Annotated in this window: 27 protein-coding genes and 2 tRNA genes; 13 read left to right on the top strand and 16 right to left on the bottom strand. The window is 41.0% G+C overall.

Features of this window, described 5'->3' with window-relative positions; all coding sequences use genetic code 11:
• Window positions 1–12 precede the first annotated feature (12 nt).
• Window positions 13–468, top strand: coding sequence for a GNAT family N-acetyltransferase (locus tag HT680_RS01570; protein WP_173257748.1), 456 nt, complete (start codon window positions 13–15; stop codon window positions 466–468).
• Between the two features lie 48 nt (window positions 469–516).
• On the opposite strand, the gene HT680_RS01575 is transcribed toward HT680_RS01570, so the two are convergent.
• Complete coding sequence (locus tag HT680_RS01575) at window positions 517–1,662, bottom strand: low temperature requirement protein A (protein WP_173257749.1); 1,146 nt, start codon at window positions 1,660–1,662, stop codon at window positions 517–519.
• 803 nt (window positions 1,663–2,465) lie between these two features.
• Here HT680_RS01575 and HT680_RS01580 point away from each other — a divergent pair.
• Window positions 2,466–3,755, top strand: coding sequence for a DUF308 domain-containing protein (locus tag HT680_RS01580; protein WP_173257751.1), 1,290 nt, complete (start codon window positions 2,466–2,468; stop codon window positions 3,753–3,755).
• 9 nt (window positions 3,756–3,764) lie between these two features.
• Window positions 3,765–4,853 carry an AI-2E family transporter gene (locus HT680_RS01585; RefSeq protein ID WP_173257753.1) on the top strand — a complete coding sequence of 363 codons (1,089 nt, stop codon included), beginning with the start codon at window positions 3,765–3,767 and terminating at the stop codon, window positions 4,851–4,853.
• 140 nt (window positions 4,854–4,993) lie between these two features.
• Here the strand turns inward: HT680_RS01585 and HT680_RS01590 are convergent.
• From HT680_RS01590 to HT680_RS01605, 4 genes are all read right to left on the bottom strand, one after another.
• A tRNA-Lys gene (locus HT680_RS01590) sits at window positions 4,994–5,066 on the bottom strand.
• Window positions 5,067–5,128: 62 nt separating this feature from the next.
• The gene (locus HT680_RS01595; RefSeq protein ID WP_000672739.1) at window positions 5,129–5,644 is read right to left on the bottom strand and encodes a DUF308 domain-containing protein; all 516 of its coding nucleotides are present in this window, start codon (window positions 5,642–5,644) and stop codon (window positions 5,129–5,131) included.
• Window positions 5,645–5,998: 354 nt separating this feature from the next.
• Window positions 5,999–6,071 (bottom strand) — tRNA-Lys (locus HT680_RS01600).
• A 263-nt stretch (window positions 6,072–6,334) separates the two neighbouring features.
• Window positions 6,335–7,606, bottom strand: a complete 1,272-nt coding sequence (locus HT680_RS01605; RefSeq protein ID WP_033684837.1) for a replication-associated recombination protein A — start codon at window positions 7,604–7,606, stop codon at window positions 6,335–6,337.
• A gap of 115 nt (window positions 7,607–7,721) precedes the next feature.
• On the opposite strand from HT680_RS01605, the gene HT680_RS01610 reads away from it, so the two are divergent.
• The 6 genes from HT680_RS01610 to pepF are packed head-to-tail and all read left to right on the top strand — an operon-like array spanning window position 7,722 to window position 13,043.
• Window positions 7,722–8,192 (top strand): DUF3013 family protein, encoded by a 471-nt coding sequence (locus tag HT680_RS01610; protein WP_000257121.1) that lies wholly within the window; start codon window positions 7,722–7,724, stop codon window positions 8,190–8,192.
• Between the two features lie 9 nt (window positions 8,193–8,201).
• Window positions 8,202–8,630: an NUDIX hydrolase gene (locus tag HT680_RS01615; protein WP_173257755.1), complete on the top strand. Its 429-nt coding sequence runs from the start codon at window positions 8,202–8,204 to the stop codon at window positions 8,628–8,630.
• A complete protein-coding gene (locus HT680_RS01620; RefSeq protein WP_173257757.1) occupies window positions 8,631–9,530 on the top strand; it encodes a GIY-YIG nuclease family protein in 900 nt (299 codons plus the stop codon). It abuts the gene before it with no gap.
• Window positions 9,531–9,540: 10 nt separating this feature from the next.
• Window positions 9,541–10,491, top strand: coding sequence for a 50S ribosomal protein L11 methyltransferase (gene prmA / locus HT680_RS01625; RefSeq protein ID WP_173257759.1), 951 nt, complete (start codon window positions 9,541–9,543; stop codon window positions 10,489–10,491).
• A gap of 1 nt (window position 10,492) precedes the next feature.
• Window positions 10,493–11,236, top strand: a complete 744-nt coding sequence (locus tag HT680_RS01630; protein ID WP_173257761.1) for a 16S rRNA (uracil(1498)-N(3))-methyltransferase — start codon at window positions 10,493–10,495, stop codon at window positions 11,234–11,236.
• Between the two features lie 10 nt (window positions 11,237–11,246).
• Window positions 11,247–13,043: an oligoendopeptidase F gene (gene pepF / locus HT680_RS01635; RefSeq protein ID WP_173257763.1), complete on the top strand. Its 1,797-nt coding sequence runs from the start codon at window positions 11,247–11,249 to the stop codon at window positions 13,041–13,043.
• 168 nt (window positions 13,044–13,211) lie between these two features.
• On the opposite strand, the gene HT680_RS01640 is transcribed toward pepF, so the two are convergent.
• Window positions 13,212–13,601 carry a nuclear transport factor 2 family protein gene (locus HT680_RS01640; RefSeq protein WP_173257765.1) on the bottom strand — a complete coding sequence of 130 codons (390 nt, stop codon included), beginning with the start codon at window positions 13,599–13,601 and terminating at the stop codon, window positions 13,212–13,214.
• A 150-nt stretch (window positions 13,602–13,751) separates the two neighbouring features.
• On the opposite strand from HT680_RS01640, the gene HT680_RS01645 reads away from it, so the two are divergent.
• On the top strand, window positions 13,752–14,099 hold the full coding sequence (locus tag HT680_RS01645) for a helix-turn-helix domain-containing protein (protein WP_125848464.1): 348 nt from the start codon (window positions 13,752–13,754) through the stop codon (window positions 14,097–14,099).
• Between the two features lie 145 nt (window positions 14,100–14,244).
• Window positions 14,245–14,913: an aquaporin gene (locus tag HT680_RS01650; protein WP_173257767.1), complete on the top strand. Its 669-nt coding sequence runs from the start codon at window positions 14,245–14,247 to the stop codon at window positions 14,911–14,913.
• A 254-nt stretch (window positions 14,914–15,167) separates the two neighbouring features.
• On the opposite strand, the gene queF is transcribed toward HT680_RS01650, so the two are convergent.
• From queF to HT680_RS01685, 7 genes are all read right to left on the bottom strand, one after another.
• The gene (queF, locus tag HT680_RS01655) at window positions 15,168–15,659 is read right to left on the bottom strand and encodes a preQ(1) synthase (RefSeq protein WP_000082582.1); all 492 of its coding nucleotides are present in this window, start codon (window positions 15,657–15,659) and stop codon (window positions 15,168–15,170) included.
• A 17-nt stretch (window positions 15,660–15,676) separates the two neighbouring features.
• Entirely contained in the window at window positions 15,677–16,393 is a 717-nt protein-coding gene (gene queE / locus HT680_RS01660; RefSeq protein WP_173257769.1) for a 7-carboxy-7-deazaguanine synthase QueE, read from the bottom strand.
• Window positions 16,386–16,829 carry a 6-carboxytetrahydropterin synthase QueD gene (queD, locus tag HT680_RS01665; RefSeq protein WP_173257771.1) on the bottom strand — a complete coding sequence of 148 codons (444 nt, stop codon included), beginning with the start codon at window positions 16,827–16,829 and terminating at the stop codon, window positions 16,386–16,388. Before queD ends, queE begins: the two co-directional genes overlap by 8 nt.
• Window positions 16,829–17,482, bottom strand: coding sequence for a 7-cyano-7-deazaguanine synthase QueC (gene queC, locus HT680_RS01670; protein WP_173257773.1), 654 nt, complete (start codon window positions 17,480–17,482; stop codon window positions 16,829–16,831). Before queC ends, queD begins: the two co-directional genes overlap by 1 nt.
• Window positions 17,483–17,685: 203 nt before the next feature.
• Window positions 17,686–18,000: a thioredoxin gene (gene trxA, locus HT680_RS01675; RefSeq protein WP_001029581.1), complete on the bottom strand. Its 315-nt coding sequence runs from the start codon at window positions 17,998–18,000 to the stop codon at window positions 17,686–17,688.
• Window positions 18,001–18,015: 15 nt separating this feature from the next.
• Entirely contained in the window at window positions 18,016–18,237 is a 222-nt protein-coding gene (locus HT680_RS01680; protein WP_000570261.1) for a DUF4649 family protein, read from the bottom strand.
• A gap of 96 nt (window positions 18,238–18,333) precedes the next feature.
• Window positions 18,334–18,714 carry a MarR family transcriptional regulator gene (locus HT680_RS01685; RefSeq protein WP_143989374.1) on the bottom strand — a complete coding sequence of 127 codons (381 nt, stop codon included), beginning with the start codon at window positions 18,712–18,714 and terminating at the stop codon, window positions 18,334–18,336.
• Window positions 18,715–18,910: 196 nt separating this feature from the next.
• Between HT680_RS01685 and HT680_RS01690 the strand changes: the two genes are divergently transcribed.
• Window positions 18,911–19,285 (top strand): CidA/LrgA family protein, encoded by a 375-nt coding sequence (locus HT680_RS01690; protein ID WP_000781325.1) that lies wholly within the window; start codon window positions 18,911–18,913, stop codon window positions 19,283–19,285.
• Window positions 19,282–19,977: an LrgB family protein gene (locus HT680_RS01695; RefSeq protein WP_001288937.1), complete on the top strand. Its 696-nt coding sequence runs from the start codon at window positions 19,282–19,284 to the stop codon at window positions 19,975–19,977. Before HT680_RS01690 ends, HT680_RS01695 begins: the two co-directional genes overlap by 4 nt.
• A gap of 31 nt (window positions 19,978–20,008) precedes the next feature.
• Here HT680_RS01695 and HT680_RS01700 read toward each other — a convergent pair whose 3' ends face one another.
• Genes HT680_RS01700 through HT680_RS01710 form a run of 3 tightly spaced genes read right to left on the bottom strand, consistent with a single transcriptional unit; the run spans window position 20,009 to window position 21,824 of the window.
• Window positions 20,009–20,743 (bottom strand): hypothetical protein, encoded by a 735-nt coding sequence (locus tag HT680_RS01700; protein ID WP_173257775.1) that lies wholly within the window; start codon window positions 20,741–20,743, stop codon window positions 20,009–20,011.
• A 15-nt stretch (window positions 20,744–20,758) separates the two neighbouring features.
• On the bottom strand, window positions 20,759–21,454 hold the full coding sequence (locus HT680_RS01705) for an ABC transporter ATP-binding protein (protein WP_084946298.1): 696 nt from the start codon (window positions 21,452–21,454) through the stop codon (window positions 20,759–20,761).
• Between the two features lie 4 nt (window positions 21,455–21,458).
• Window positions 21,459–21,824, bottom strand: coding sequence for a GntR family transcriptional regulator (locus HT680_RS01710; protein WP_000119121.1), 366 nt, complete (start codon window positions 21,822–21,824; stop codon window positions 21,459–21,461).
• Between the last annotated feature and the right edge of the window lie 9 nt (window positions 21,825–21,833).

A 21,833-nucleotide genomic window follows, 5' to 3' on the forward strand; every position in this document is an offset into this window, starting at 1 on the left:
GGTGAGGCAAAGATGATAATTCGTTTTGAAGAAAAGGTGAGTACAGAAAACGCTCAGCTCGTATGCCAATGGTCCAACTTCCTTGGCAAATCCTTTCAAGAACAATGGATGGGAACAATGATTCCTTTTCCCTTGACAATTCAAGTTTTGCAAGATTTGGAAGGAATCTTTTCAATCTTTGAAGGACAAGAGTTTGTGGGGCTTATCCAGAAAATCAGGCAAGAAGACAGCAATCTTCATATTGGAAGATTTTTTATCAACCCCCAGAAACAGGGGCAAGGCTTAGGTAGCCAGGCTTTAAGGAAATTTGTTAGTTTGGTCTTTGAAAATGAAGACATAGATACTATTTCTTTAAATGTCTTCGAAGCAAATCAAGCAGCCCAGCATCTCTATCAAAAAGAAGGATTTGAAATCGTTCAAATAGTTGAAGCACCTGTACGAAAATACCTTATGAAAAAGTTTAGATAGAAAGCAAAAAGGCCTTGAAGTCAAGGCTTTTTTTATGTTATAAACTCATTAAAACAACTCCCAGTAAGGTGTGGAATGTTTTTTAGTCTGTGTCATATAAAAATAAATAGAATGAATAGCTATAGCTAGAGCTAAAATGGTTGTAATACTTACTACTATTATAGGATTAGAAGCAAAGATTAAAGAGAGAATCAAGGCAGCCAGATAGAGTGTAGCTTGGACACAGTAGTAACTTTTCGAATAGCGAAGATAGTGTTTGTTATGGGGCCCATTTACTAGGACAGCAGCTTGAAAGAGGCCAAATCCGATATAAGAGAAGCTGGTTGCAAAGAGACGATTAGCTTCAGGATTCAGAAGAAAACTCATCGATACAGTCATCATCATAAGCCCAATGAAAATAGGATAGTGACTGTAAATTAGAAATAGCCCCTTTTGATTAGATTTTTCATCAATAGCATGGTCGAATTGACCAAAATAAAACAAGAACAGAGAAATCATAATAATGAAATAAAGAACCGAATAAATCGAGAAATTCTCGATTGTAAAGAAGTTAGCTAGCTCCGTAATCATCTCTCCAAACATAATAATGACAAGAAGGGAGATGCGCTCGATTAAATGGGGGAGATTTACCTGGTAATGCTTATCTTTATTAAGCAAGATACTTGGCATAATAAATGTTAGCAGAATACTAACAAATAAGATATAGACTCTAAGGTAAATAGGAAGAAGAGCTGTTAGATAGACTCCTAAACTTCCTAGACCTGTTATCCATAGAAAACCTTTGATACTTTCCCGATTAGCATCATCGGTTGATTTTCTAAAAAATTCAACCAAATATTGAAAAAATAAGGTAAGGGTTAATGTACCAATAGCCCAACAGAGATAATGAAAATATTGTTGCCAATCAGGTCCAATCATATTGGCTATAAAGAGTAAAATTCCCATTTTGATAAACATGATTACTATGTTAAATAAAGAGTTCTTTCCATAGCGATTGGTATAATCGGTTTGAATCATCCAGGAATCGATGAGAAACAAAGTAGCAATGAGAAAATCAAGGAAAGAATTCCAAGTCAAAATACCGTTATGAAGATGGTCAATTAAAGTAGTTACTTTTGAAATTGCAAAAACAAAAACTAAGTCATAAAAAAGTTCTGAAAATTCTACACGTTTATGTTTAATAAGAGTTGTCATCTTAAGACCTTTCTATTTTAGAAGTACAATTTATTATAACAGAAAATGGTAAAAAAAAAAAAGGAGATGCTTAAATAACTTCATGTGACGCGAATGAACTGCGCCACAAAAGTTAGGTTTTTTCTGTCTAACTTTTGGGGTGCAGTTCAGAAGGGGTGTTTTTTCTATCGTTTTTTAGTGCTAAGACTACACAAAAAAGCCTTGATTCCAAGGCTTTTTCCTGTTGATTTAGATGCCCCCTACAGGGATTTGGAAAGGACTTTCATATTGAGAGCAATTAAAAATATTGAAATATAAGTGATTTTAGGTATTTTCAATGTCATGATTTAAAAATGGGACAAAAGTGGGGCAAAAACCATACAGATTCTAAACTGTATGGTTCTTTTTTTATCTAACCAAGAAAGGTTAAAACTTATTAAAACACATGCAATCAACTGTTGAAAACTTTTTAGTCCGTGTAATATAAAAACAAGTAAAAAGTTGAACTATAGGGAATATTGTGTCATAATAGGTAATAGATGAATAATTAATAGATTGGAAATAATGCTTTCTTACCTTAACAAGTTGAATTGGTTATACATTTTTTCGTCGCAATTGTGTCTATCTCTCGAGTTTAGCTAGTTTTTATAAGCTCTGGTTTCTAATCAATATAACAAATTTTAGAAGTGCATAAGACAAGATGGTGACATTATTACAGTCATTTCTAGTCACCATATGTTGCTGGCACAGGCTGTTTGTAGTGTTGGCTATTTACTAGTCAGTTTAATCGGAGTGTTTAATTTTTATTGTTGAAAGGTTTTTATATGGCGAAAATTCTATCTTTAGGTCTGACAGGTAAGAAATTACTTGCTCAGGGGTTCTTGTTTGTTCTGCTAGGTCTCATCTTGATGGTCACGGGGACTTGGTTGCCAGTAACAGTTATTCGCCTGGTTCTGTTTTTAGCTTGGATAGCAACGGTCGTAGATTTAGTATTACGTATTTTAAAAAAAAGTCAGTCAACGGACACCTTGGGAGTTGCGCTGGTTAAATTGTTAGTGCTGGGATATTTGCTAGGTTCTAATCTTGCGACTGATATACCGATTTATGTTCTGGCTCTTGTGATTGGAGTTTATCAGATTTTTCATGCTAGTATTAACCTTGTCACCTATGTTCTCTACCGCAAAAACAAAATTCGACCTCGTTTTCGTCTCTTACTAGATGGACTCGTACTAGTTTTTCTTGGTGGGACTAGTCTTTTGTCCTCTACAGGAAATTCTGTCTTTCAACTCTTTGTATTAGGGGCTTATTTTTTCCTTTATGGTGTGTCCAATATCCGTGATGGTTTCTTGTTTGAGGAGGAAATTGGGAAAAACCATCTCAAACGTCGTGTAAGAATGAGCTTACCTATTGTCCTAGCCGCTCTCATCCCTGCAAGTACTTTAGCAAAAATCAACAAATTCATGCAGGAAAATGCTGATGAGAGAGAGGATATCCATCTTGGAATGGTGAAGTCTGGTAAGACAGCGGAGCTTGAAATTTTTGTTCATACAGCTGAGACCTCTCTGTTTTCGGCAATTGGTCATGTGGATATCTGCTATCAAGGCCGTGTTATTTCTTATGGCAACTATGATCCGTCTTCTGAGACCTTATTTGGCATGGTAGGAGATGGTGTCTTATATTTCTGTGATCGTGACAAGTACATTGACCTATGTAAACGTGAGAGTCAAAAAACGCTATTTGGTTACGGAATAGATTTGACACCGGAAATGGAAGAAGCGGTTCAGGAAAAATTAGCTGAATTAAAACAACTAACGATTCCTTGGGAGCCAAGCGCAGATAAAATTAAAACGGAAGATGGTAAGGAAGACTACACCTACGCTTATAAAATCAGACATGAGACAGATGGGGAACTTTATAAATTTATCAAATCTAAGTTTAAATCCTACTTTGTCTTATCTACAAACTGTGTGCTCTTGGCTGATACCATAGTCGGTCAGGCTGGCACCGATATCCTCTCACCCAAAGGATTTATCGCTCCAGGAACTTACCAAGCCTACCTTAATCGAGAGTTTGAAAAACCAAATAGTATAGTCGTATCTAAACATGTTTATTAAGGAGAATTTATGAACTTAGTAAAAAAATACACCCCGTTAATACTTTTTATAGGGCTGGTTGCTCTTGTAATTCTGAATGCATCGAGCTTTATATCAGGAGCAATCTCTCTCTTTGATGTAATATCAACCTTGATTTATGGTGCTGTTATTGCTTTTGTGCTTAATGTTCCTATGAAAAAAATTGAACAGTACTTAGTTAAATTGAAGGTAAAGGCAGAGTTGCGTCGTCCGATTGCCATGGTACTTGTTTTCCTAGCTCTTATCTTAATCGTGATTGCTCTTTTGGTTTTGGTGCTGCCAACCCTAGCTCAGACTATTAGTCAGCTGGGAACAGTCCTTTCAACAGTCCTTACTCAACTTGGGAAATTGCTAGGCAGCTCGGAATTTGTAACCAAAGACATGTTGTCAACTATCGTATCAGGCATACAGGGACAATCTAGTTCTATTAGCCAAGCTTTGATAGGTTTTTTATCAGGTCTGACTAGTAATATCGGCAATATTTTTTCAAGTTTGATGAATGCCTTTTTGATTATAGTCTTCACCTTTTTATTTTTATCCAGTAAGGAACATTTGGCAGCGATGACGAGTCGACTTCTAAAAGTTTTTCTTCCAGAGAAGGTGGTGATAAAGTTGACTTACATTGGACAAGTAGCACTAGAGACTTATGACCAATTTTTGATGAGTCAGCTGATTGAAGCAGTTATCATAGGAGTTATGATAGCGGTTGGTTACAGCATGTTTGGGATACCCTATGGAGTAATGACAGGTATCTTTGCAGGAGTGCTATCGTTCATTCCTTATGTAGGGCCTATGATTGCTTGTGTTGTGGGAGCGATTTTTATCTTCACAGTGAGTCCTACTCAAGCCTTACTTTCTCTTCTTCTATATCAAGTTATACAGCTGATTGAAGGAAACCTTATTTATCCAAAAGTTGTAGGTCAGTCTATTGGTTTGCCAGCTCTTTTCACACTTGCAGCAGCTAGTATCGGAGGGAATCTTTTCGGACTGCTTGGAATGATATTCTTTACACCGATATTTGCTGTTATCTATCGATTGATTAAGGAATTTGTCGTTGCAAAGGAAAATCAGGTAGATTAAGAAAAACTAAATTTAATAAGATATACTGAGAAGAGAGTGAGAGATTCTCTTCTCTTTTATTTTTAAATACTTTTCTACAAAAAGCTATTAGACGTTAAAAAAAGCCTTGGTTTCAAGGCTTATTTCTGTTGATTTAGATGTGCCCCCTGCAGGGCTCGAACCTGCGCCCCATAGCTTAAGAGTCTACTGCTCTACCAACTGAGCTAAGGAGGCAACAGAAAAAGCTGAGAATGTAACTTCCCAGCTATTTTAATATGCCCAAAATGGCAGCTAGATTATTTACGAAAGGCATCAAGGATATAGGTGAAACCAACAATTAAAAATGCAAAGGCAACGACATAAACGACAAAGACACTTGTAGCTACTGGATTGAACAAAATCACTAGACCTAGTAAAAATGCAAGCAACGCTATCCACATGATATGGTTGCCAATAATAGGGAAAATCAATCCCAGACGATTGCCTTTAAAGAAAGCTATAATGGCTTCTACAATTAACCAAATTCCTAAAATAGTTGGAATGACAACTGGTAGCGTCACAAAGCCATAGGCAACGAGGTAAAGAGCTAAGAGAAGATTAACAATCCCTTGGAAAAGATGAGCTGGTGAGCGAAGCTCTTTTGGTACAGAGAAATAGCCTAAAATAGCTGCTATAGAAGAAACCAGTAAACCAAATGCAATCCACCAGCTGTAAGCAACAAGATTAGCTACTGGGTTTGTAAATAGGAAAAGTCCTAAAAGGACAAAAACAACTCCTGCAAGGAATAGCAGTAAACGATTAGAAAATTTCATTTCAATACCCCCTATATAGTATGGTATAGTTTGATAATAAAAATATTATACACCTTTTTAGAGGAAATGTCAATAAACAAAATGGAAAATTTGGAAGTTTCAGTCTGATTTATGAAAAGAAAATCAGTTTTTATTATTTTGAAAATAAAAAGAGAAGATAAAATTTGTCTTCTCTACATGAAAATATTGTATGGCATCAAAGCAAAAGTAACTGGCTTTACACTATTTGTAAAGATGTAATTTGATTCAAAAAGAAAAGATAGATTTAAAATGTGGGACAAATGATGGGGTAAATCAGTTATAGACAAGCAAAAAAAGCCTTGATTTACAAGGCTTTTTCCTGTTGTATTTAGATGCCCCCTACAGGGATCGAACCTGTGACCCACGGATTAAGAGTCCGCTGCTCTGCCAGCTGAGCTAAGGAGGCAAAGAAAAAGCTGTATTGGTGCCGAAACTTCACGGTTTGTATTGAACCCGCGCAATTAAGCAGGTGGGCAACTCGCTCTAACTGAAGCTGTTTCCGTGTGAGACGGCCTACATGCTGTTAGAAGACTTTTGTTTCCCTAATAATACAAAAAATAGTCGGTCAACACTTAAGTGTGAAGTCGTACACCACAGCGTTTCTATGTTTATATGATACCACTTTTTCAAAAAAAATCAAGAGGAAAGTGCAATTTTTTGAAAAGGATTTCAGATTTTTCGCAAACGGTCGATAGCTTCCTTTCTTTGAGCCAAAGCCCGTTCATATTTACCAGTATCTTCTGCTTGGAAATAGTGATGATTACGGATTTTTTCTGGTAGATAGTCTTGCTTGACCCAATTTCCAGGATAGTTGTGTGGATAGAGATAGTCTTGGGCATTCCCCAGTTCCTTGCTTCCACTGTAGTGCCCATCACGCAGGTGTCGCGGAATAGGCAAGTGCCCTGATGTTTTGAGGTCGGCAAGCGCCTTATCCATAGCTACATAGGCTGAGTTGGATTTTGGAGAAAGGGCCAAATCAATCACGACATTGGCAATGAGAATGCGGGCTTCTGGGAAACCAATCCTTTGTGCAGCATCCAGAGCAGTCACGGTGTGAATCTGAGCTTCAGGATTGGCCAAACCGATATCTTCATAAGCGATAACAGTCAAACGACGAGCGAGACTTGGCAAATCACCAGCCTCAATCAAGCGGGCAGCATAGTGAAGACTAGCATCCACATCTGAGCCACGGATAGACTTTTGCAGGGCTGAGAGAACATCATAGTGGCCATCTCCGTCCTTATCCATGGTAATGTAGCTCCGCTGCAGGCTATTTTCCATGATGTCTAGGGTGATATGGCGAATGCCCTTGTCATTCTCAGGGGTAGAAAGAACTGCCAAATCCAGTGAGTTGAAGGCAGAGCGAAGGTCTCCGTTTGTAGAGGTAGCAATGAAATCCAGCGCATCCTCATCTAGTTCTACTGGAAAATCAAAACCACGCTCAGGGTTACTTAGAGCTATCTGCAGGGCCTCTTTGACGTCTTGGTTAGACAGAGGTTCCAACTCAAAAATTTGAACACGGCTACGAATGGCAGGAGTGACAGAGAAGAAAGGATTTTCAGTCGTAGCGCCAATCATGATGACCAGTCCACTTTCCAAGAGTGGAAGAAGAAAGTCTTGCTTGGTCTTGTCAAGACGATGGATTTCGTCTAGTAATAGGACGAGGCCACCAGAAAATTTCGCCTCTTCGGCGATTTCTTGCAGTCGTTTTTTACTATCAACTGTCGCATTGAAAGTTCGAAAGGCATACTTGGTCGTCCCTGCGATGGCAGAGGCAATACTGGTCTTGCCGATTCCCGGAGGTCCATATAGAATCATGGAAGACAGGCGGTTGGCTTCCACCATGCGACGGATGATTTTTCCTTGTCCGACCAGATGCTCCTGGCCGATGACCTGGTCGATGGTTTTAGGGCGCATGCGAAGCGCGAGATTGTCTGGCATAGCAGTCCTTTCTAACGTGGATTTTCTGATGTATATGTGGTAAGATGGTAGTATCTATTTTAGCACATTTCCGAGTAATCGGGGCGATTAAAGAGTCGCATAGAAAGAGGACAAAATGGCAACATATGGATTTTTAGATGTTTTAGAGGAAGAGTTGGAGAAGAATTTTCCCTTTGACTTTGAGATTAGTTGGGACAAGCGCAACCACGCGGTTGAAGTGAGTTTTCTGTTGGAAGCGCAAAATGCTGCAGGTGTGGAGATGGTGGATGAAGACGGAGAGGTTTCGTCAGACGATATCCTCTTTGAGGAAGCGGTACTCTTTTACAATCCTGCCAAGTCAACCGTCAATGAAGAAGACTATCTGACTGTCATCCCTTACCTGCCTAAAAAAGGTTTTTCACGTGAGTTTTTAGCTTATTTTGCCCTTTTCCTTAAAGATACTGCCGAGGTTGGGCTGGATGCCCTCATGGACTTTTTGGAAGACCCAGAAGCAGAAGAGTTCGTCATGGAATGGAACCAAGAAGTCTTTGAAGAAGGAAAAGCAGGCTTGGAAGAAGGAGAGTTTTATCCTTATCCGAGATATTAGGAGTCTAACATGGAAATAGAAATTTCTGATTTTACAGGTTGCAAAATTGCCCTCTTTTGTGATGATAAAATTTTAACTATCTTGCGGGATGATAAGTCAAACATTCCATACCCTAATACCTGGGAATTGCCAGGTGGCGGACGAGAGGGTGATGAAAGTCCCTTTGAGTGCGTGGCGCGTGAAGTTTACGAAGAACTAGGAATTCATCTGACTGAGGATTGTCTGCTTTGGAGTAAGGTTTATCCCAGTATGCTTTTTGAGGGGAAAGAGTCGGTCTTTCTAGTTGGCAAGTTAACGCAGGAACAGTTTGACAAGATCACCTTTGGCGATGAAGGACAGGGCTATAAACTGATGAGCATTGAGGAGTTTCTTGGCTCAGATAAGGTTGTGCCTCAGTTGCAGGATAGGGTGAGGGATTATATTAAGGAAGTAAGATAGATGTCAAATCGTAGTAAAAATATCAACATGTTTCTTATGGATGGTAAAGTGACTGGAAAAATCAAGTGTACTTTGTCAAATTGGACAGGGGTGATTTATAAAATTCCTCGTATTCAATTGGCTGATTTAAAATCTCGTGACGAAATGAAGCAAAGTGGGATTTATTTCCTATTTGGACGTGATGAGGATAAGCAAAAGGATGTTACCTACATCGGGCAGGCAACGAATCGCAAGAATGGAGAGGGAGTCCTTTTTCGTGTGCAGGAACATACTCGTGATAATCACGCAGATTATTTTAATGATGTCATTATTTTGACGACGCAGAATAATTCCTTTGGTCCGACAGAAATTAGCTATCTGGAAAATAAATTTACTCAGCTAGCTAAAGAATCTGGGCGATATATTGTGAAAAACGGGAATGAGCCAAATTCTGGGAATGTAACGGAAGAGAAGCAATCAGAGTTGGACGAGGTTGTTGAAAACACCTTGATGATTGTAGGAACCTTAGGATATCGAGTGTTCGTTCCTATGACAAAGATATCGGAGAAAGACTTATCTAATGATCAGTTAACTTATTTATACTTAAAACGAAAATCTAAGAAATCTAATAAAGTAATAGAAGCATGTTGTGAACGTACTTCGGAAGGTTTTGTAGTTTTGGAGGGCAGTCAAATAGAGTTGATAGATTCCAACGTAATCCCATCTAGTCTACAAAAACTTCGTAAAGAATTAATTGATACAAATGTAATCAAAGATGGCATTTTACAGGAGAAACAACTTTTCTCTAGTCCTTCTTATGCAGCAGCTTTTGTTATAGGAATGAATACCAATGGACGAATGGACTGGAAAGATAAAAACGGTAAGACCTTAAAAGAATTAGAAGAAATGATGGGTTGTTAAGGAGAATAAAATGGAAACATGGCAAGAGTTAAAAGTTACAGTCAAGCGTGAGGGAGAGGAGTTGGTTTCCAATCTCTTGATTGAGCTAGGTGCTCAAGGTGTTGCGATCGAAGACAGCATGGACTATGTGGGAAATGTGGATCGCTTCGGTGAGATCTTCCCAGAGGTTGAGCAACAAGAAGAAATCGTAGTGACCGCCTACTATCCTGATACGGTTGATGTAGCAGTGGTTGAGGCAGATTTGCAGGCTCATTTAGCAGAATTGACAGACTTTATGGATCTAGGAGAGGTCAAGATGGGCACGACTGCCTTGGCTGAGGAAGACTGGGCTGACAACTGGAAGAAATACTATGAACCAGCTCGCATTACTCATGACTTGACCATTGTGCCGTCTTGGACGGACTATGAGGCGACTGCGGGAGAAAAGATTATCAAACTGGATCCTGGTATGGCCTTTGGGACTGGAACGCATCCAACGACCAAGATGAGCCTTTTTGCCTTGGAGCAGGTTCTTCGTGGTGGTGAAACGGTTTTAGATGTGGGAACTGGTTCAGGTGTCCTCTCCATTGCTAGCTCTCTTCTGGGTGCCAAGGAAATTTTCGCTTACGACCTGGATGATGTGGCGGTTCGGGTGGCTCAAGAAAATATTGAGCTCAACACTGGCATGGAAAACATCCACGTTGCTGCTGGAGATTTGCTCAAGGGTGTGGAGATTGAAGCAGATGTCATCGTGGCTAATATCTTAGCGGATATTCTCATTCATCTGACAGAGGATGCTTATCGCTTGGTCAAGGATGAAGGCTACCTCATCATGAGTGGCATTATCAAGGACAAGTGGGACATGGTGCGCGAGTCGGCTGAGTCAGCTGGATTTTTCCTTGAAACCCACATGATTCAAGGGGAGTGGAATGCCTGTGTCTTTAAGAAGACCAAGGATATTTCAGGTGTGATTGGAGGCTAGCATGCAACAGTATTTTGTCAAGGGTAATGCTACCTCGCCAGTCACCATTGAGGACAAGGAAACCAGCAAGCATATGTTTCAGGTCATGCGCTTGAAGGAAGATGATCAGGTAACCTTGGTCTTTGATGATGGGATTAAGCATTTGGCGCGCGTGCTAGATGTGGAAGCTCGTCAGTTTGAATTGCTCGAAGAATTAGCTGACAATGTGGAACTGCCAATCCAAGTGACTATCGCATCAGGCTTTCCCAAGGGAGATAAGCTGGAATTTATCACTCAAAAAGTGACAGAACTGGGTGCTAGCCAAATCTGGGCCTTTCCTGCTGACTGGTCGGTCGCCAAGTGGGATGGTAAGAAATTGGGCAAGAAAGTCGAAAAACTAGAAAAAATCGCCCTTGGAGCGGCAGAACAAAGCAAGCGTAATATCGTTCCAAGTATTCAACTTTTTGAGAAAAAAGCAGACTTTCTAGCACAACTAGACCAGTTCGACTCTATCGTAGTGGCCTATGAAGAGTCGGCCAAAGAAGGAGAAGCCGCTGCGCTTCTACAAGCAGTTGCTAGTCTTGAAAAGGGAGCCAAATTGCTCTTTATCTTTGGTCCAGAAGGGGGTCTTTCACCTGCAGAAATTGAGTCTTTTGAAGCTAAAGGAGCCGTCTTGGCAGGTCTTGGACCTCGCATTCTAAGAGCAGAAACAGCCCCACTTTATGCTTTATCAGCCCTTAGTGTATTATTAGAATTAGAGAAATAAGAGGAAGAAAATGGAACAAAAACACCGTTCAGAATTTCCTGAAAAGGAACTTTGGGATTTAACTGCCCTATACCAAGACCGTGAGGATTTCTTGCGTGCAATCGAGAAAACGCGTGAAGACATCAATCAATTTAGCCGTGACTACAAGGGTAATCTTCACACTTTTGAAGATTTTGAGAAGGCCTTTGCAGAATTGGAGCAAATCTATATCCAGATGAGCCATATCGGCAATTACGGCTTTATGCCTCAGACGACAGACTATAGCAATGAAGATTTTGCTAATATCGCCCAAGCTGGGATGGAATTTGAGACAGACGCTAGTGTAGCTTTGACTTTCTTTGATGATGCCTTGGTGGAAGCTGATGAGGAAGTCTTGGATCATTTGGGTGAATTGCCGCATTTGACGGCAGCCATTCGTCAGGCCAAAATCAAAAAAGCCCACTACCTAGGGGCAGACGTGGAGAAGGTCTTGACCAATCTTGGTGAAGTTTTCTACAGTCCACAGGATATTTACACCAAGATGCGAGCTGGGGACTTTGAAATGGCTGACTTTGAAGCCCATGGCAAGACTTATAAAAACAGCTTTGTGACTTATGAGAATTTCTACCAAAATCACGAGGACGCTGAGATTCGTGAGAAATCTTTCCGTTCCTTCTCAGAGGGACTTCGTAAGCACCAAAATACAGCTGCAGCTGTCTATCTAGCCCAAGTCAAGTCTGAAAAACTCTTGGCAGATATGAAGGGCTACGACTCAGTCTTTGATTATCTTCTGGCTGAGCAAGAAGTGGACCGTGCCATGTTTGACCGTCAGATTGACCTCATTATGCAAGAATTTGCGCCAGTCGCTCAGAGATACCTCAAGCATGTTGCCAAGGTGAATGGTCTTGAAAAGATGACCTTTGCAGACTGGAAATTGGACTTGGACAGCGCCCTCAATCCTGAAGTGACTATTGACGATGCCTATGATTTGGTTATGAAGTCAGTCGCACCATTGGGTCAAGAATACACTCAAGAAATTGCCCGTTACCAAGAAGAGCGCTGGGTAGACTTTGCTGCTAATAGTGGCAAGGAGTCTGGTGGTTATGCGGCGGATCCATATCGCGTGCACCCTTATGTCCTCATGAGCTGGACAGGCCGTTTGAGCGATGTCTATACCTTGATTCATGAAATCGGGCATTCTGGTCAATTTATCTTTTCAGACAATCACCAAAGTTACTTCAATGCCCACATGTCGACCTACTACGTCGAAGCGCCATCAACCTTTAATGAATTGCTTTTAAGTGATTACTTAGAGCACCAGTCTGACGACCCGCGTCAAAAACGTTTTGCCCTTGCCCACCGCTTGACAGACACCTACTTCCATAATTTCATCACCCACCTCTTGGAAGCAGCCTTCCAGCGTAAGGTTTATACACTGATTGAAGAAGGGGAGACCTTTGGGGCAAGCAAACTCAACAGCATTATGAAGGAAGTTTTGACAGATTTCTGGGGAGATGCTATTGAAATTGACGACGATGCGGCCTTGACTTGGATGCGACAAGCTCACTATTACATGGGCTTGTATAGTTATACCTACTCAGCTGGACTAGTCATCTCGACTGCAGGTTACCTTAATCTGAAACATTCAGAAACTGGAGCTGAAGACTGGCTCAATCTCCTTAAATCAGGTGGTAGCAAGACACCGCTTGAGTCAGCCATGATTATCGGAGCCGATATCTCAACGGACAAACCACTCCGTGATACCATCCAATTCTTGTCTGATACAGTTGATCAGATTATCGCCTACAGTGCTGAGTTGGGAGAGTAAATTAAAAGAGTCTGGGACAAAAGTCTAACCTTAAATATAAAAAGCGAACAAAACGAGTTATCTGACACTCGGAATACTGTCTTGTTCGCTTTTTTTCTAATCTATCGATTTTAAAAATTTATAATAAAGAATTCCTAAAATCAAAATTTTTTGTCCTGGCCTCTTAAATTATCCCCAAAAGCTATCTTCTTCAGCTTGATCTGAAGAGAAGAGCCAAACTTCTTTGATTTTTCCGTCTTCAATACGGAAGAGGTCAATCCCGTTCATATTGAGTTCAGTACCATCAGCACGTGTTCCGATAAAAGTAACATTAGCTGCGATTAAATCCTTATTGTCAGAAACCCAATTTGTTATCACCTTAAAGGTTCCATTAGTTTTCTCAGCAAATGTAGCTAGGTGAGTTCCTAGCTTGTCCTTACCAACAACTAAACCAGATATACTATGATTACCAGGTTGATGCCAGACAATATCGTCTGCCATCGTTTCAAAGACACCAGGAAAGTCACCAGCAATTAAAGCTTGGTTATAAGCATTGAAAATTTCTAAGTTTGTTGACATATCTATTCTCCATTTCTTTTTTATGGTATAATTGTAACAGTTAAAATCAAAAAAACAAGTAGACACTTTTTCGATAGCTAGTATCAAAAGTAGTACTATTATTGATACTAAAAGATAAATTTTTTTAAAAAAATAGAAAGAAGATATTTTATGCCAAATAAAGTGAGTGAGTATGGTATTTGTCCATTTGCGACAACGCAGAGGGTTTTAACGGGGAAATGGGCACTGGTAATCATTTATCAGTTGAGTACGGGTACTAAACGATTTAAAGAATTACAGAGATTATTGCCTGGGATTACTCAAACTATTTTGACCCGTCATCTCCGTCAATTAGAAAAGGATAAGATTGTTCAACGAAAGGTCTATGCCGAAGTTCCACCACGAGTTGAGTACAGCTTAACCGAAATGGGGCAGGAATTCAGAGTTGTTTTAGATGCTGTCGAGAAATGGGGTCTGGATTATATTAAGTTGCTAAATGCTAATGAGATAGGCAACTGATAATTCCCATAGAGGGAATGTATTTTTTATCGAATCCCTCAATTAAAAGACAGTAAGGCAAACCAGTAAATTTCCAATCAATTTTCTTGAAACCCTTTCCTTCTTTTGATAGACTAATACATAGTTTGAAAAAAGGAGACTTATCATGAAAAAATTTGTTGCTGAATTAATCGGTACATTTATGCTTGTGTTCATCGGAACAGGAGCTGTTGTTTTTGGAAATGGTGTTGAAGGTCTTGGGCACCTTGGGATTGCTCTTGCTTTTGGTTTGGCCATCGTAGTTGCAGCTTTCTCAATCGGAACTGTTTCAGGTGCTCACTTGAATCCAGCTGTTTCGATCGCTATGTTTGTAAACAAACGTTTGTCATCTTCAGAGCTTGTAAACTACATCCTTGGACAAGTAGTTGGAGCTTTCCTTGCGTCAGCTGCAGTATTCTTCCTCTTGTCTAACTCAGGCATGTCAACTGCTAGTCTTGGTGAAAATGCCTTGGCAAACGGTGTCACTGTCTTTGGTGGTTTCTTGTTTGAAGTCATCGCAACCTTCTTGTTTGTCCTAGTTATCATGACTGTAACATCAGCAAGCAAGGGCAATGGTGCGATTGCTGGTTTGGTCATTGGTTTGTCCTTGATGGCAATGATCCTTGTGGGATTGAACATTACTGGACTTTCAGTTAACCCAGCTCGTAGCTTGGCACCAGCTGTCTTGGTTGGTGGCGCAGCTCTTCAACAAGTTTGGATTTTCATCCTTGCTCCAATCGTTGGTGGTGTACTTGCAGCTCTTGTTGCTAAAAACTTCCTTGGAACAGAAGAATAATTGAAATTCAAAAAGCCTTGCTCCTCATCTTGAGGAACAGGGCTTTTTCGTATCTGTTTATACTCAATGAAAATCAAAGAGCCAACTAGGAAACTAGCCGCAGGTTGCTCAAAGCACTGCTTTGAGGTTGTAGATAGAACTGACGAAGTCAGCTAAAAACATGGTTTTGAGGTTGTAGATGAAACTGACGAAGTCAGTAACCATGCATACGGCAAGGCGACGTTGACGCGGGTTGAAGAGATTTTCGAAGAGTATTAGCGGTTGTCAATTTTCTCTGGATAAAGGTCGTGTTGGAAGAGGCGTTGTTCTGCCAAGCCTTCATACTTGGTTCCAGGCCTACCGTAGTTGTAGTAAGGGTCGATTGAAATACCACCGCGCGGAGTGAATTTTCCCCAGACCTCTAAATAGCGAGGGTCTAGCAAGTTGACCAAGTCTTTCCCGATGGTGTTGATACAGTTTTCATGAAAATCTCCATGATTTCGGTAGCTAAAGAGGTAGAGTTTGAGGGATTTTGACTCGACGCAGAGCTTGTCAGGAATGTAGGAAATATAAATCGTCGCAAAGTCTGGCTGAGCAGTGATTGGGCAGAGGGAAGTAAATTCAGGGCAGTTGAATTTGATGAAATAGTCATTTTCCACATGACGATTGTCAAAGGATTCGAGGACTTCTGGTTGATAGTCAAAAATGTAGTTGGTCTCTTTGTTGCCTAGTAGGCTTAAGTTTTTCATTTCTTCTTGTTGTGACATGATTTTTTCTTTCTAATTTAAACACCACGTTGGTTATCGTAGAGGAGGGTATGGAGTTGAGGGAGGACGCGGACATTGCCCCAGCTATCGTCAGCAGCGACGTGTTCCCAGAGTTCTTTGAGGCGGTCCAGTTGGTCTTGGACAATATTGCCCGTAGCCTTGGGCTCAGGGTTTCCTGCTGATAAGAAAAGAACATCTGGTTGGTAGCGCTCTTGAATGCCTTTGGCAAAGGCCAAATCGGCATCATCAAAGACAGGGATTTTAAAGGTGACTTTGTCAGGGTCCAGTTGGGAAACGATGAAATCCAAGGTCTCGAAGTTGACCTCCATCTTGGAGGAAGGAGGTTTGGGGCTAAGAGTGACCTGGTCAATATCTTTTAACCAATTTTGCCAGCGGGAGCCTTGGGTCTCAACAGCCAGAGTGACACCGCGTTCCTTGAGTTTGGTGACGAGTTGAGCCATGTTGGCTGCTAGGATAGCAGGATTTCCGCCAGATAGGGTAACGTAGTCGTAGCTTCCCAGTTTATCCAACTCAGCAATGACCTCGTCAGCTGTCATACGAGTAGGTTTTTCAGAACCATCCCAAGTAAAGGCAGAGTCGCACCAGTCGCAGTGGTAGTCGCAACCTGCAGTACGGACAAACATAGTTTTCTGCCCAATAGCACGACCTTCACCTTGAAAGGTTGGGCCGAAAATTTCCAGAACTGGTAGTTTGAGGACACGTTCCCTAGTCATCTAACCACTCCCGTCTAAACTCTGCAAAGGCAGTCGGAGTCTCATAGAGACGAACGTATTCCAAACAGAGACCGCGTTCGTCTGGCAACTCTTGACTCATGGTTTGGAAAATCCAGTAAACCATATTTTCAGCAGTCGTGTTCATATAAGGCAGGGTTTCATTGAGATAGCGATGATCCAAGTGGGGTTCTAAGTAGTTCTTGTAGATAGCTTTGATGTCTCCGAAATCGTAGGTCATGCCACGTTCATCTAAAAATCCACTGACAGCAATCTGCAGATGGTAGGTGTGGCCGTGCAGGGATTTGCATTTTCCCTCATAGTGAAAGAGGTGGTGGGCAGCGTCGAAAGTAAATTCTTTTGATACCAAGGTTCTGTGAGGATTGTAGACAAGAGATTCCCCAGTTTCCTGTTTGATTTCTTTGGGAGCAAAAAACATTAGCCCTCTCCTTTCTGTGAGAGATAAACATCAAGGCCATGCTGACGTAGGTGGCAGGCTGGGCAATCTCCACAGCCACTTCCAATAATTCCGTTGTAGCAGGTCAAGGTCTTTTCACGAACATAGTCAAAGGCACCGAGTTGGTCGGCTAAGTCCCAAGTTTCAGCCTTGTCCAGCCACATGAGAGGTGTTTGGATAACAAAGTCGTAATCCATGGCAAGGTTGAGAGTAACATTAAGGGATTTGACAAAGACATCTCGACAATCAGGGTAGCCTGAGAAGTCTGTCTCGCAGACACCTGTGACGATGTCTTTAATGCCTCGTTGCTTAGCAAGAACTGCCGCAAAGGACAGAAAGAGGTGGTTGCGACCGTCAACAAAGGTATTGGGAATCTCTCCCTCTTTTTGCTCGATTTCCAGATCAGAAGTCAAGGCATTTTCAGTGATTTGTCCCAGTAGAGACATATCCAAGATGTGATGACGAATGCCTTGTTCCTTAGCGATTTCTCTAGCAACTTGAATTTCGAGATGATGACGTTGGCCGTAGGCAAAGGTGACAGCTTCGACTGTTTTATAGTGTTCTTTAGCCCAAAAGAGGCAGGTTGTGGAATCTTGACCGCCACTAAAGACGACCAAGGCTGATTGACGTTTCATAGTACTCCTTCCAAAATGGGAAATGTTCAGAGCACGCAAAAAGCTCCCTTGAGGGGAGCTAAAAAATACCAAGTAGAGGTTTTTTTTAGCGATGGCATGTCCCAAACATCGTAATATTCTACCTACAGTCTAGCATATTTTTTGAAAAATGGCAAAGGGCAAGAAAAAAGAGACCAAATGAATCCACTTGGTCTCTCGTGTGATTAACTTAATTCAGCAACGATGGCCTTGATTTGTTCTGCTGTGTGAACACCTGCGACTTGTTTAACCACTTGGCCGTCTTTTTTGAAGAGAAGGGTTGGGATAGACATGATTCCAAAAGCACGAGCTGTGTTTGGATTTTCATCAACGTCCATTTTAACGATTTTCAAGACATCTTCTGAAAGTTCTTCAGACAATTTATCCAAGATCGGACCTTGCATGCGACATGGACCACACCAAGTTGCCCAGAAATCGACCAAGACCAAACCGTCTTTTGTTTCTTGTTCAAATGTTGCATCTGTAATTGCTTTTGCCATTGTATTTCTCCTTTTTTAGTTATATTGGCTTAAATCTTGTTTCATGAGATAGAAGAAGACATCTCCATAAGTCCCATGGTAGTCCAAATCATGACCATTGTAAGTTAATTTTTGGACAGTGTAGTAATCCGCGACGCCGATAAGGCAGGCTTGTTGAGAACGTTCAAATTCTTCATAAGATTCGAAAGTCATAGTTCTCTCTTGTTTGCTGGCGTCTAGGTAGGTAATTTCGATCATATAAAACTCCTTTATTCGATCTTGACTTTATTGTACTCCTTGAACAGAGGAATGTCAAGAAAAATGATTGCGCACGCAACTTTTTTAAAAATCGGATTAAGAAATGAAGTCAAGACTGGTTTCCAGTCTTTCTTCGACAGCTTTTTGCAGGTAGGCTAGAGTTGTTTGTCCTTCGTCAGTCAGACAGATAAAACTAGCTCGTCTATCCTGATCGCAACATCTGCGACTAAGCAAACCACAGTTTTTCTCTTCTAGTCGAGCCACCATTCGAGAAACAGCGCTCGGGCTGAGATGGAGTTTATCTGGCAGGTCAATCTGCCGTAAGGATTTTTCATCAGCTAGGTCCAGATAGTAGAGCAGATAAAACTCTTTCAAAGTCAGCCTTTGTTCACTCTGCTGGGCAATGGTTTCTTCTAACAAGGCTTCTATTTCCTTTTGACGGCGATTGTAGTCAAACCACTTTTCCAAATAGGTCATTGCTTTCTCCTTTCTTTTCAAAGTAAAAATCACAAAGTCATTACTGATTGTCTTTGTAACACAAGATGATTGCGCATGCAATGATTATACTACTTTTAACTAATCCTTGCAAGAAAGAAAAATTTCGGTATTTCCTTGAAATTTTCTGAAAAAAGAGTAAACTGGTATGCAAGAATTCTATTTCAAGGAGTTTGAGATGAAGTTATATGTTCAATTAATGATTCTCTTTGTGATTTCTCTTATTGGTGAAGGGATTTCCAGTTTCTTTCATCTGCCTATCCCAGGCAGTATTATCGGTTTGATTATTCTTTTTCTAGCCCTGCAATTCAAGTGGCTGAGGACCAGACATGTCAATATGGTCGGAAATTTCTTGCTGGCCAATATGACCATTCTCTTTTTGCCACCAGCAGTGGGAATCATGGAAAAGTTTGATGTGATTGCCCCCTATCTCTTGCCCATTGTCTTGATTGTCTTTTTTGCGGCTGTCATCAACATTATCCTCATCGCCCTAGTGGTTCAGTTCATCAAGAGACGGTTTGAAGGAGATTATGAGAAAGGAGATGCCAAATGAGCGAATTTGTATCCAATCCTCTGTTTGGGATTGCATTGTCTATCCTAGCTTATCTAGTGGGGATGTTGATTTACAGACGTTTTCCCCATCCATTGACGACGCCTTTGCTTTTGTCAGCTATTTTCATTATCATCTTTCTAAAGGTGACGGGTATTTCTTACCAAGATTACTACCAAGGTGGGGTTTATCTGAATAACTTGATAGTCCCATCAACAGTGGCTCTAGGGATTCCGCTTTATAAGAGTTTTCACTTGATGAAGCACCATGCTCGGAGTATTCTCTTTGGTAGTCTGCTAGCAGTAGTTGTCAATACTAGCTTCACTGCCATAGTGGCGAAAATCTTTGGCATGGACTTTTTCCTAGCCATTTCTCTCTTTCCCAAGTCAGTGACAACCGCCATGGCAGTGGGGATTACAGAAAAATTGCAGGGTTTGACGACTGTGACCTTGGTCGTCGTAGTGGCAACTGGGATTTTAACTAGTGTTATTGGACCAACCCTTTTAAAGTGGTTGAAAATTGATGATCCAGTGGCTGTAGGTCTTTCCCTTGGAGGGACAGGTCATGCTGTCGGAACGGGAACGGCCTTTCGATACGGCTCTGTAGCAGGCGCCATGGGTGGCTTGGCTATCGGTGTCACCGGTATTCTCTACGTCTTTGTCAGTCCCATTGTAGCCAGTTTGATATTGAGTTAAAGAAAAACCCAGCTTTCTAGCTGGGCATTTTTTATTGCAAGTTAACCTTATTTTTCAAGATATAGTAGGTTCCGAGGTAGTAGATAATTGCTAGAATGAAATCTTTGAGGATATCAACGCTAATTAGGAGGTTAAAATCATAATCCATTCGGAAGAAGATAGAAATATAGCCAATCACGATGTTAATCACGATATAGGCTAAAATTCCCATAGCGGTACGATACTCGTTAAATAGTTGACCAATTGAGATGCAAAGGTAAATAGATAAAATCCAAGTAATTGAACCCACCAGAAGAGAGAGGGCATAGAGCCAACCGTAGCCGAGATAAGGAGAGATAAATCGATAGAGGAGTGGCAAATCTTTCACTACAGGGGTGAGTGAGAAGATAATAATGATACTCAAGATAAATATAATATAGCTTATGATTGACCAAATGAGAGCACCCAGTAATTTGGCGGTGATGATTTGGTGTTCAGAGACGGGCAGAGTCAATGTCAGATAGCCCTGACGATCGTAGACACTTCCCTTGAAGCGTCGAACGATTAGAAAGATCGTCGCGATCCAGAGAGTAACGCTGAGCCCCCCAAAAACTAAGATCAGAAAACCTAACAGATAGTAGGGCTCATTACCATAGCTAGTGTAGGTCTGACTAATACCAGAAATGGATGCACCAATCAAAACCGAAATTGCAAGCACAGCACCGTAGAGAGCTAGATACCATTTGTTAACATTTTTAAATTCATAACGAACTAAATTCCAAAACATAATAATCTCCTTTGTCTAAGCCTTGAACTCCTGGCGGAAGAGCTGGTCAATCGACTCACCTGACTCATAACGAATATCATCAACATTTCCTTGACGGACGACTTTTCCGTTATTTAGGAAGATGATTTCGTCCAAGATCGGCTCAATATCTGAAATCAAGTGGGTAGAAATCAAAACAGTTGAAGTTGGTGAGTAGTTGTTGATGATGGTATTGAGGATATAATCACGGGCAGCCGGATCCACACCACCAATCGGTTCGTCGAGCACGTAGAGACGAGCTTCACGGCTCATAACGAGGATGAGCTGAACCTTTTCCTTGTTCCCTTTTGACAATTTCTTGAGACGACTGTTTTCATCAATGCCAAGATCTGCTAAAAGATGCTGAGCCCGCTCAAGATTGAAATCTTGGTAGAAAGTTTTAAAGTAGGTCAGTGCTTCTTTGATTTTCATCTGTTCATTCAGATAAGTCGTGTCTGGTAGATAAGAGACAATGGCTTTGGTAGCAGGACTTGGGTCCATGTTGTTAATGAGGACACGACCTTGGTCTGGTTGGAGAAGTCCGTTGATCAGCTTGATCAAGGTTGTTTTTCCAGATCCGTTTGGACCGAGAAGCCCGACGATTTTTCCAGCGGGAATCTCAAGGGAAACATTGTTAAGGGCTGCTGTAGCCCCATAGGATTTGGATACATTTTCAAATGCTAGTAATGTCATAATTTTACACTCCTTTGATGTATTCGCTAAGCACACTTGGCAGTTCTTCTTTTTGATACCCGAATTGAAGCATGCCCGTTACAAAGTTTTTCAGTTGCTCCTCAGAAAGCTGTTTGCGGGACTGAACGATGAGATCTAAGTCCTCAGTGACAAAACGACCAGTAGTCCGCTTGCTATAAACGAAGCCCTCGCGCTCAAGATCAGACAAGGCGCGCTGAATTGTGTTGGGATTGACCCCAGCCTCGCTCGCTAGTTCCCTTACGGTTGGGAGCTGTTGGTTGGGTTCCAGTTCATGGGAAACAATCTGTAATTTGATTTTTTCCATAATCTGCAAATAAATGGGTTTTGTATTATCAAATGACCAGGACATCATAGTCTC

Origin of the sequence: Streptococcus sp. 5905 (assembly GCF_013276505.1) — a bacterium.
Taxonomy (GTDB): domain Bacteria; phylum Bacillota; class Bacilli; order Lactobacillales; family Streptococcaceae; genus Streptococcus.

Coding starts and splice junctions, on each gene's coding strand:
- HT680_RS01570 (WP_173257748.1), top strand. CDS start 13: ATGATAATTCGTTTTGAAGAAAAGGTGAGTACAGAAAACGCTCAGCTC.
- HT680_RS01575 (WP_173257749.1), bottom strand. CDS start 1,662: ATGACAACTCTTATTAAACATAAACGTGTAGAATTTTCAGAACTTTTT.
- HT680_RS01580 (WP_173257751.1), top strand. CDS start 2,466: ATGGCGAAAATTCTATCTTTAGGTCTGACAGGTAAGAAATTACTTGCT.
- HT680_RS01585 (WP_173257753.1), top strand. CDS start 3,765: ATGAACTTAGTAAAAAAATACACCCCGTTAATACTTTTTATAGGGCTG.
- HT680_RS01595 (WP_000672739.1), bottom strand. CDS start 5,644: ATGAAATTTTCTAATCGTTTACTGCTATTCCTTGCAGGAGTTGTTTTT.
- HT680_RS01605 (WP_033684837.1), bottom strand. CDS start 7,606: ATGCCAGACAATCTCGCGCTTCGCATGCGCCCTAAAACCATCGACCAG.
- HT680_RS01610 (WP_000257121.1), top strand. CDS start 7,722: ATGGCAACATATGGATTTTTAGATGTTTTAGAGGAAGAGTTGGAGAAG.
- HT680_RS01615 (WP_173257755.1), top strand. CDS start 8,202: ATGGAAATAGAAATTTCTGATTTTACAGGTTGCAAAATTGCCCTCTTT.
- HT680_RS01620 (WP_173257757.1), top strand. CDS start 8,631: ATGTCAAATCGTAGTAAAAATATCAACATGTTTCTTATGGATGGTAAA.
- prmA (WP_173257759.1), top strand. CDS start 9,541: ATGGAAACATGGCAAGAGTTAAAAGTTACAGTCAAGCGTGAGGGAGAG.
- HT680_RS01630 (WP_173257761.1), top strand. CDS start 10,493: ATGCAACAGTATTTTGTCAAGGGTAATGCTACCTCGCCAGTCACCATT.
- pepF (WP_173257763.1), top strand. CDS start 11,247: ATGGAACAAAAACACCGTTCAGAATTTCCTGAAAAGGAACTTTGGGAT.
- HT680_RS01640 (WP_173257765.1), bottom strand. CDS start 13,601: ATGTCAACAAACTTAGAAATTTTCAATGCTTATAACCAAGCTTTAATT.
- HT680_RS01645 (WP_125848464.1), top strand. CDS start 13,752: ATGCCAAATAAAGTGAGTGAGTATGGTATTTGTCCATTTGCGACAACG.
- HT680_RS01650 (WP_173257767.1), top strand. CDS start 14,245: ATGAAAAAATTTGTTGCTGAATTAATCGGTACATTTATGCTTGTGTTC.
- queF (WP_000082582.1), bottom strand. CDS start 15,659: ATGTCACAACAAGAAGAAATGAAAAACTTAAGCCTACTAGGCAACAAA.
- queE (WP_173257769.1), bottom strand. CDS start 16,393: ATGACTAGGGAACGTGTCCTCAAACTACCAGTTCTGGAAATTTTCGGC.
- queD (WP_173257771.1), bottom strand. CDS start 16,829: ATGTTTTTTGCTCCCAAAGAAATCAAACAGGAAACTGGGGAATCTCTT.
- queC (WP_173257773.1), bottom strand. CDS start 17,482: ATGAAACGTCAATCAGCCTTGGTCGTCTTTAGTGGCGGTCAAGATTCC.
- trxA (WP_001029581.1), bottom strand. CDS start 18,000: ATGGCAAAAGCAATTACAGATGCAACATTTGAACAAGAAACAAAAGAC.
- HT680_RS01680 (WP_000570261.1), bottom strand. CDS start 18,237: ATGATCGAAATTACCTACCTAGACGCCAGCAAACAAGAGAGAACTATG.
- HT680_RS01685 (WP_143989374.1), bottom strand. CDS start 18,714: ATGACCTATTTGGAAAAGTGGTTTGACTACAATCGCCGTCAAAAGGAA.
- HT680_RS01690 (WP_000781325.1), top strand. CDS start 18,911: ATGAAGTTATATGTTCAATTAATGATTCTCTTTGTGATTTCTCTTATT.
- HT680_RS01695 (WP_001288937.1), top strand. CDS start 19,282: ATGAGCGAATTTGTATCCAATCCTCTGTTTGGGATTGCATTGTCTATC.
- HT680_RS01700 (WP_173257775.1), bottom strand. CDS start 20,743: ATGTTTTGGAATTTAGTTCGTTATGAATTTAAAAATGTTAACAAATGG.
- HT680_RS01705 (WP_084946298.1), bottom strand. CDS start 21,454: ATGACATTACTAGCATTTGAAAATGTATCCAAATCCTATGGGGCTACA.
- HT680_RS01710 (WP_000119121.1), bottom strand. CDS start 21,824: ATGTCCTGGTCATTTGATAATACAAAACCCATTTATTTGCAGATTATG.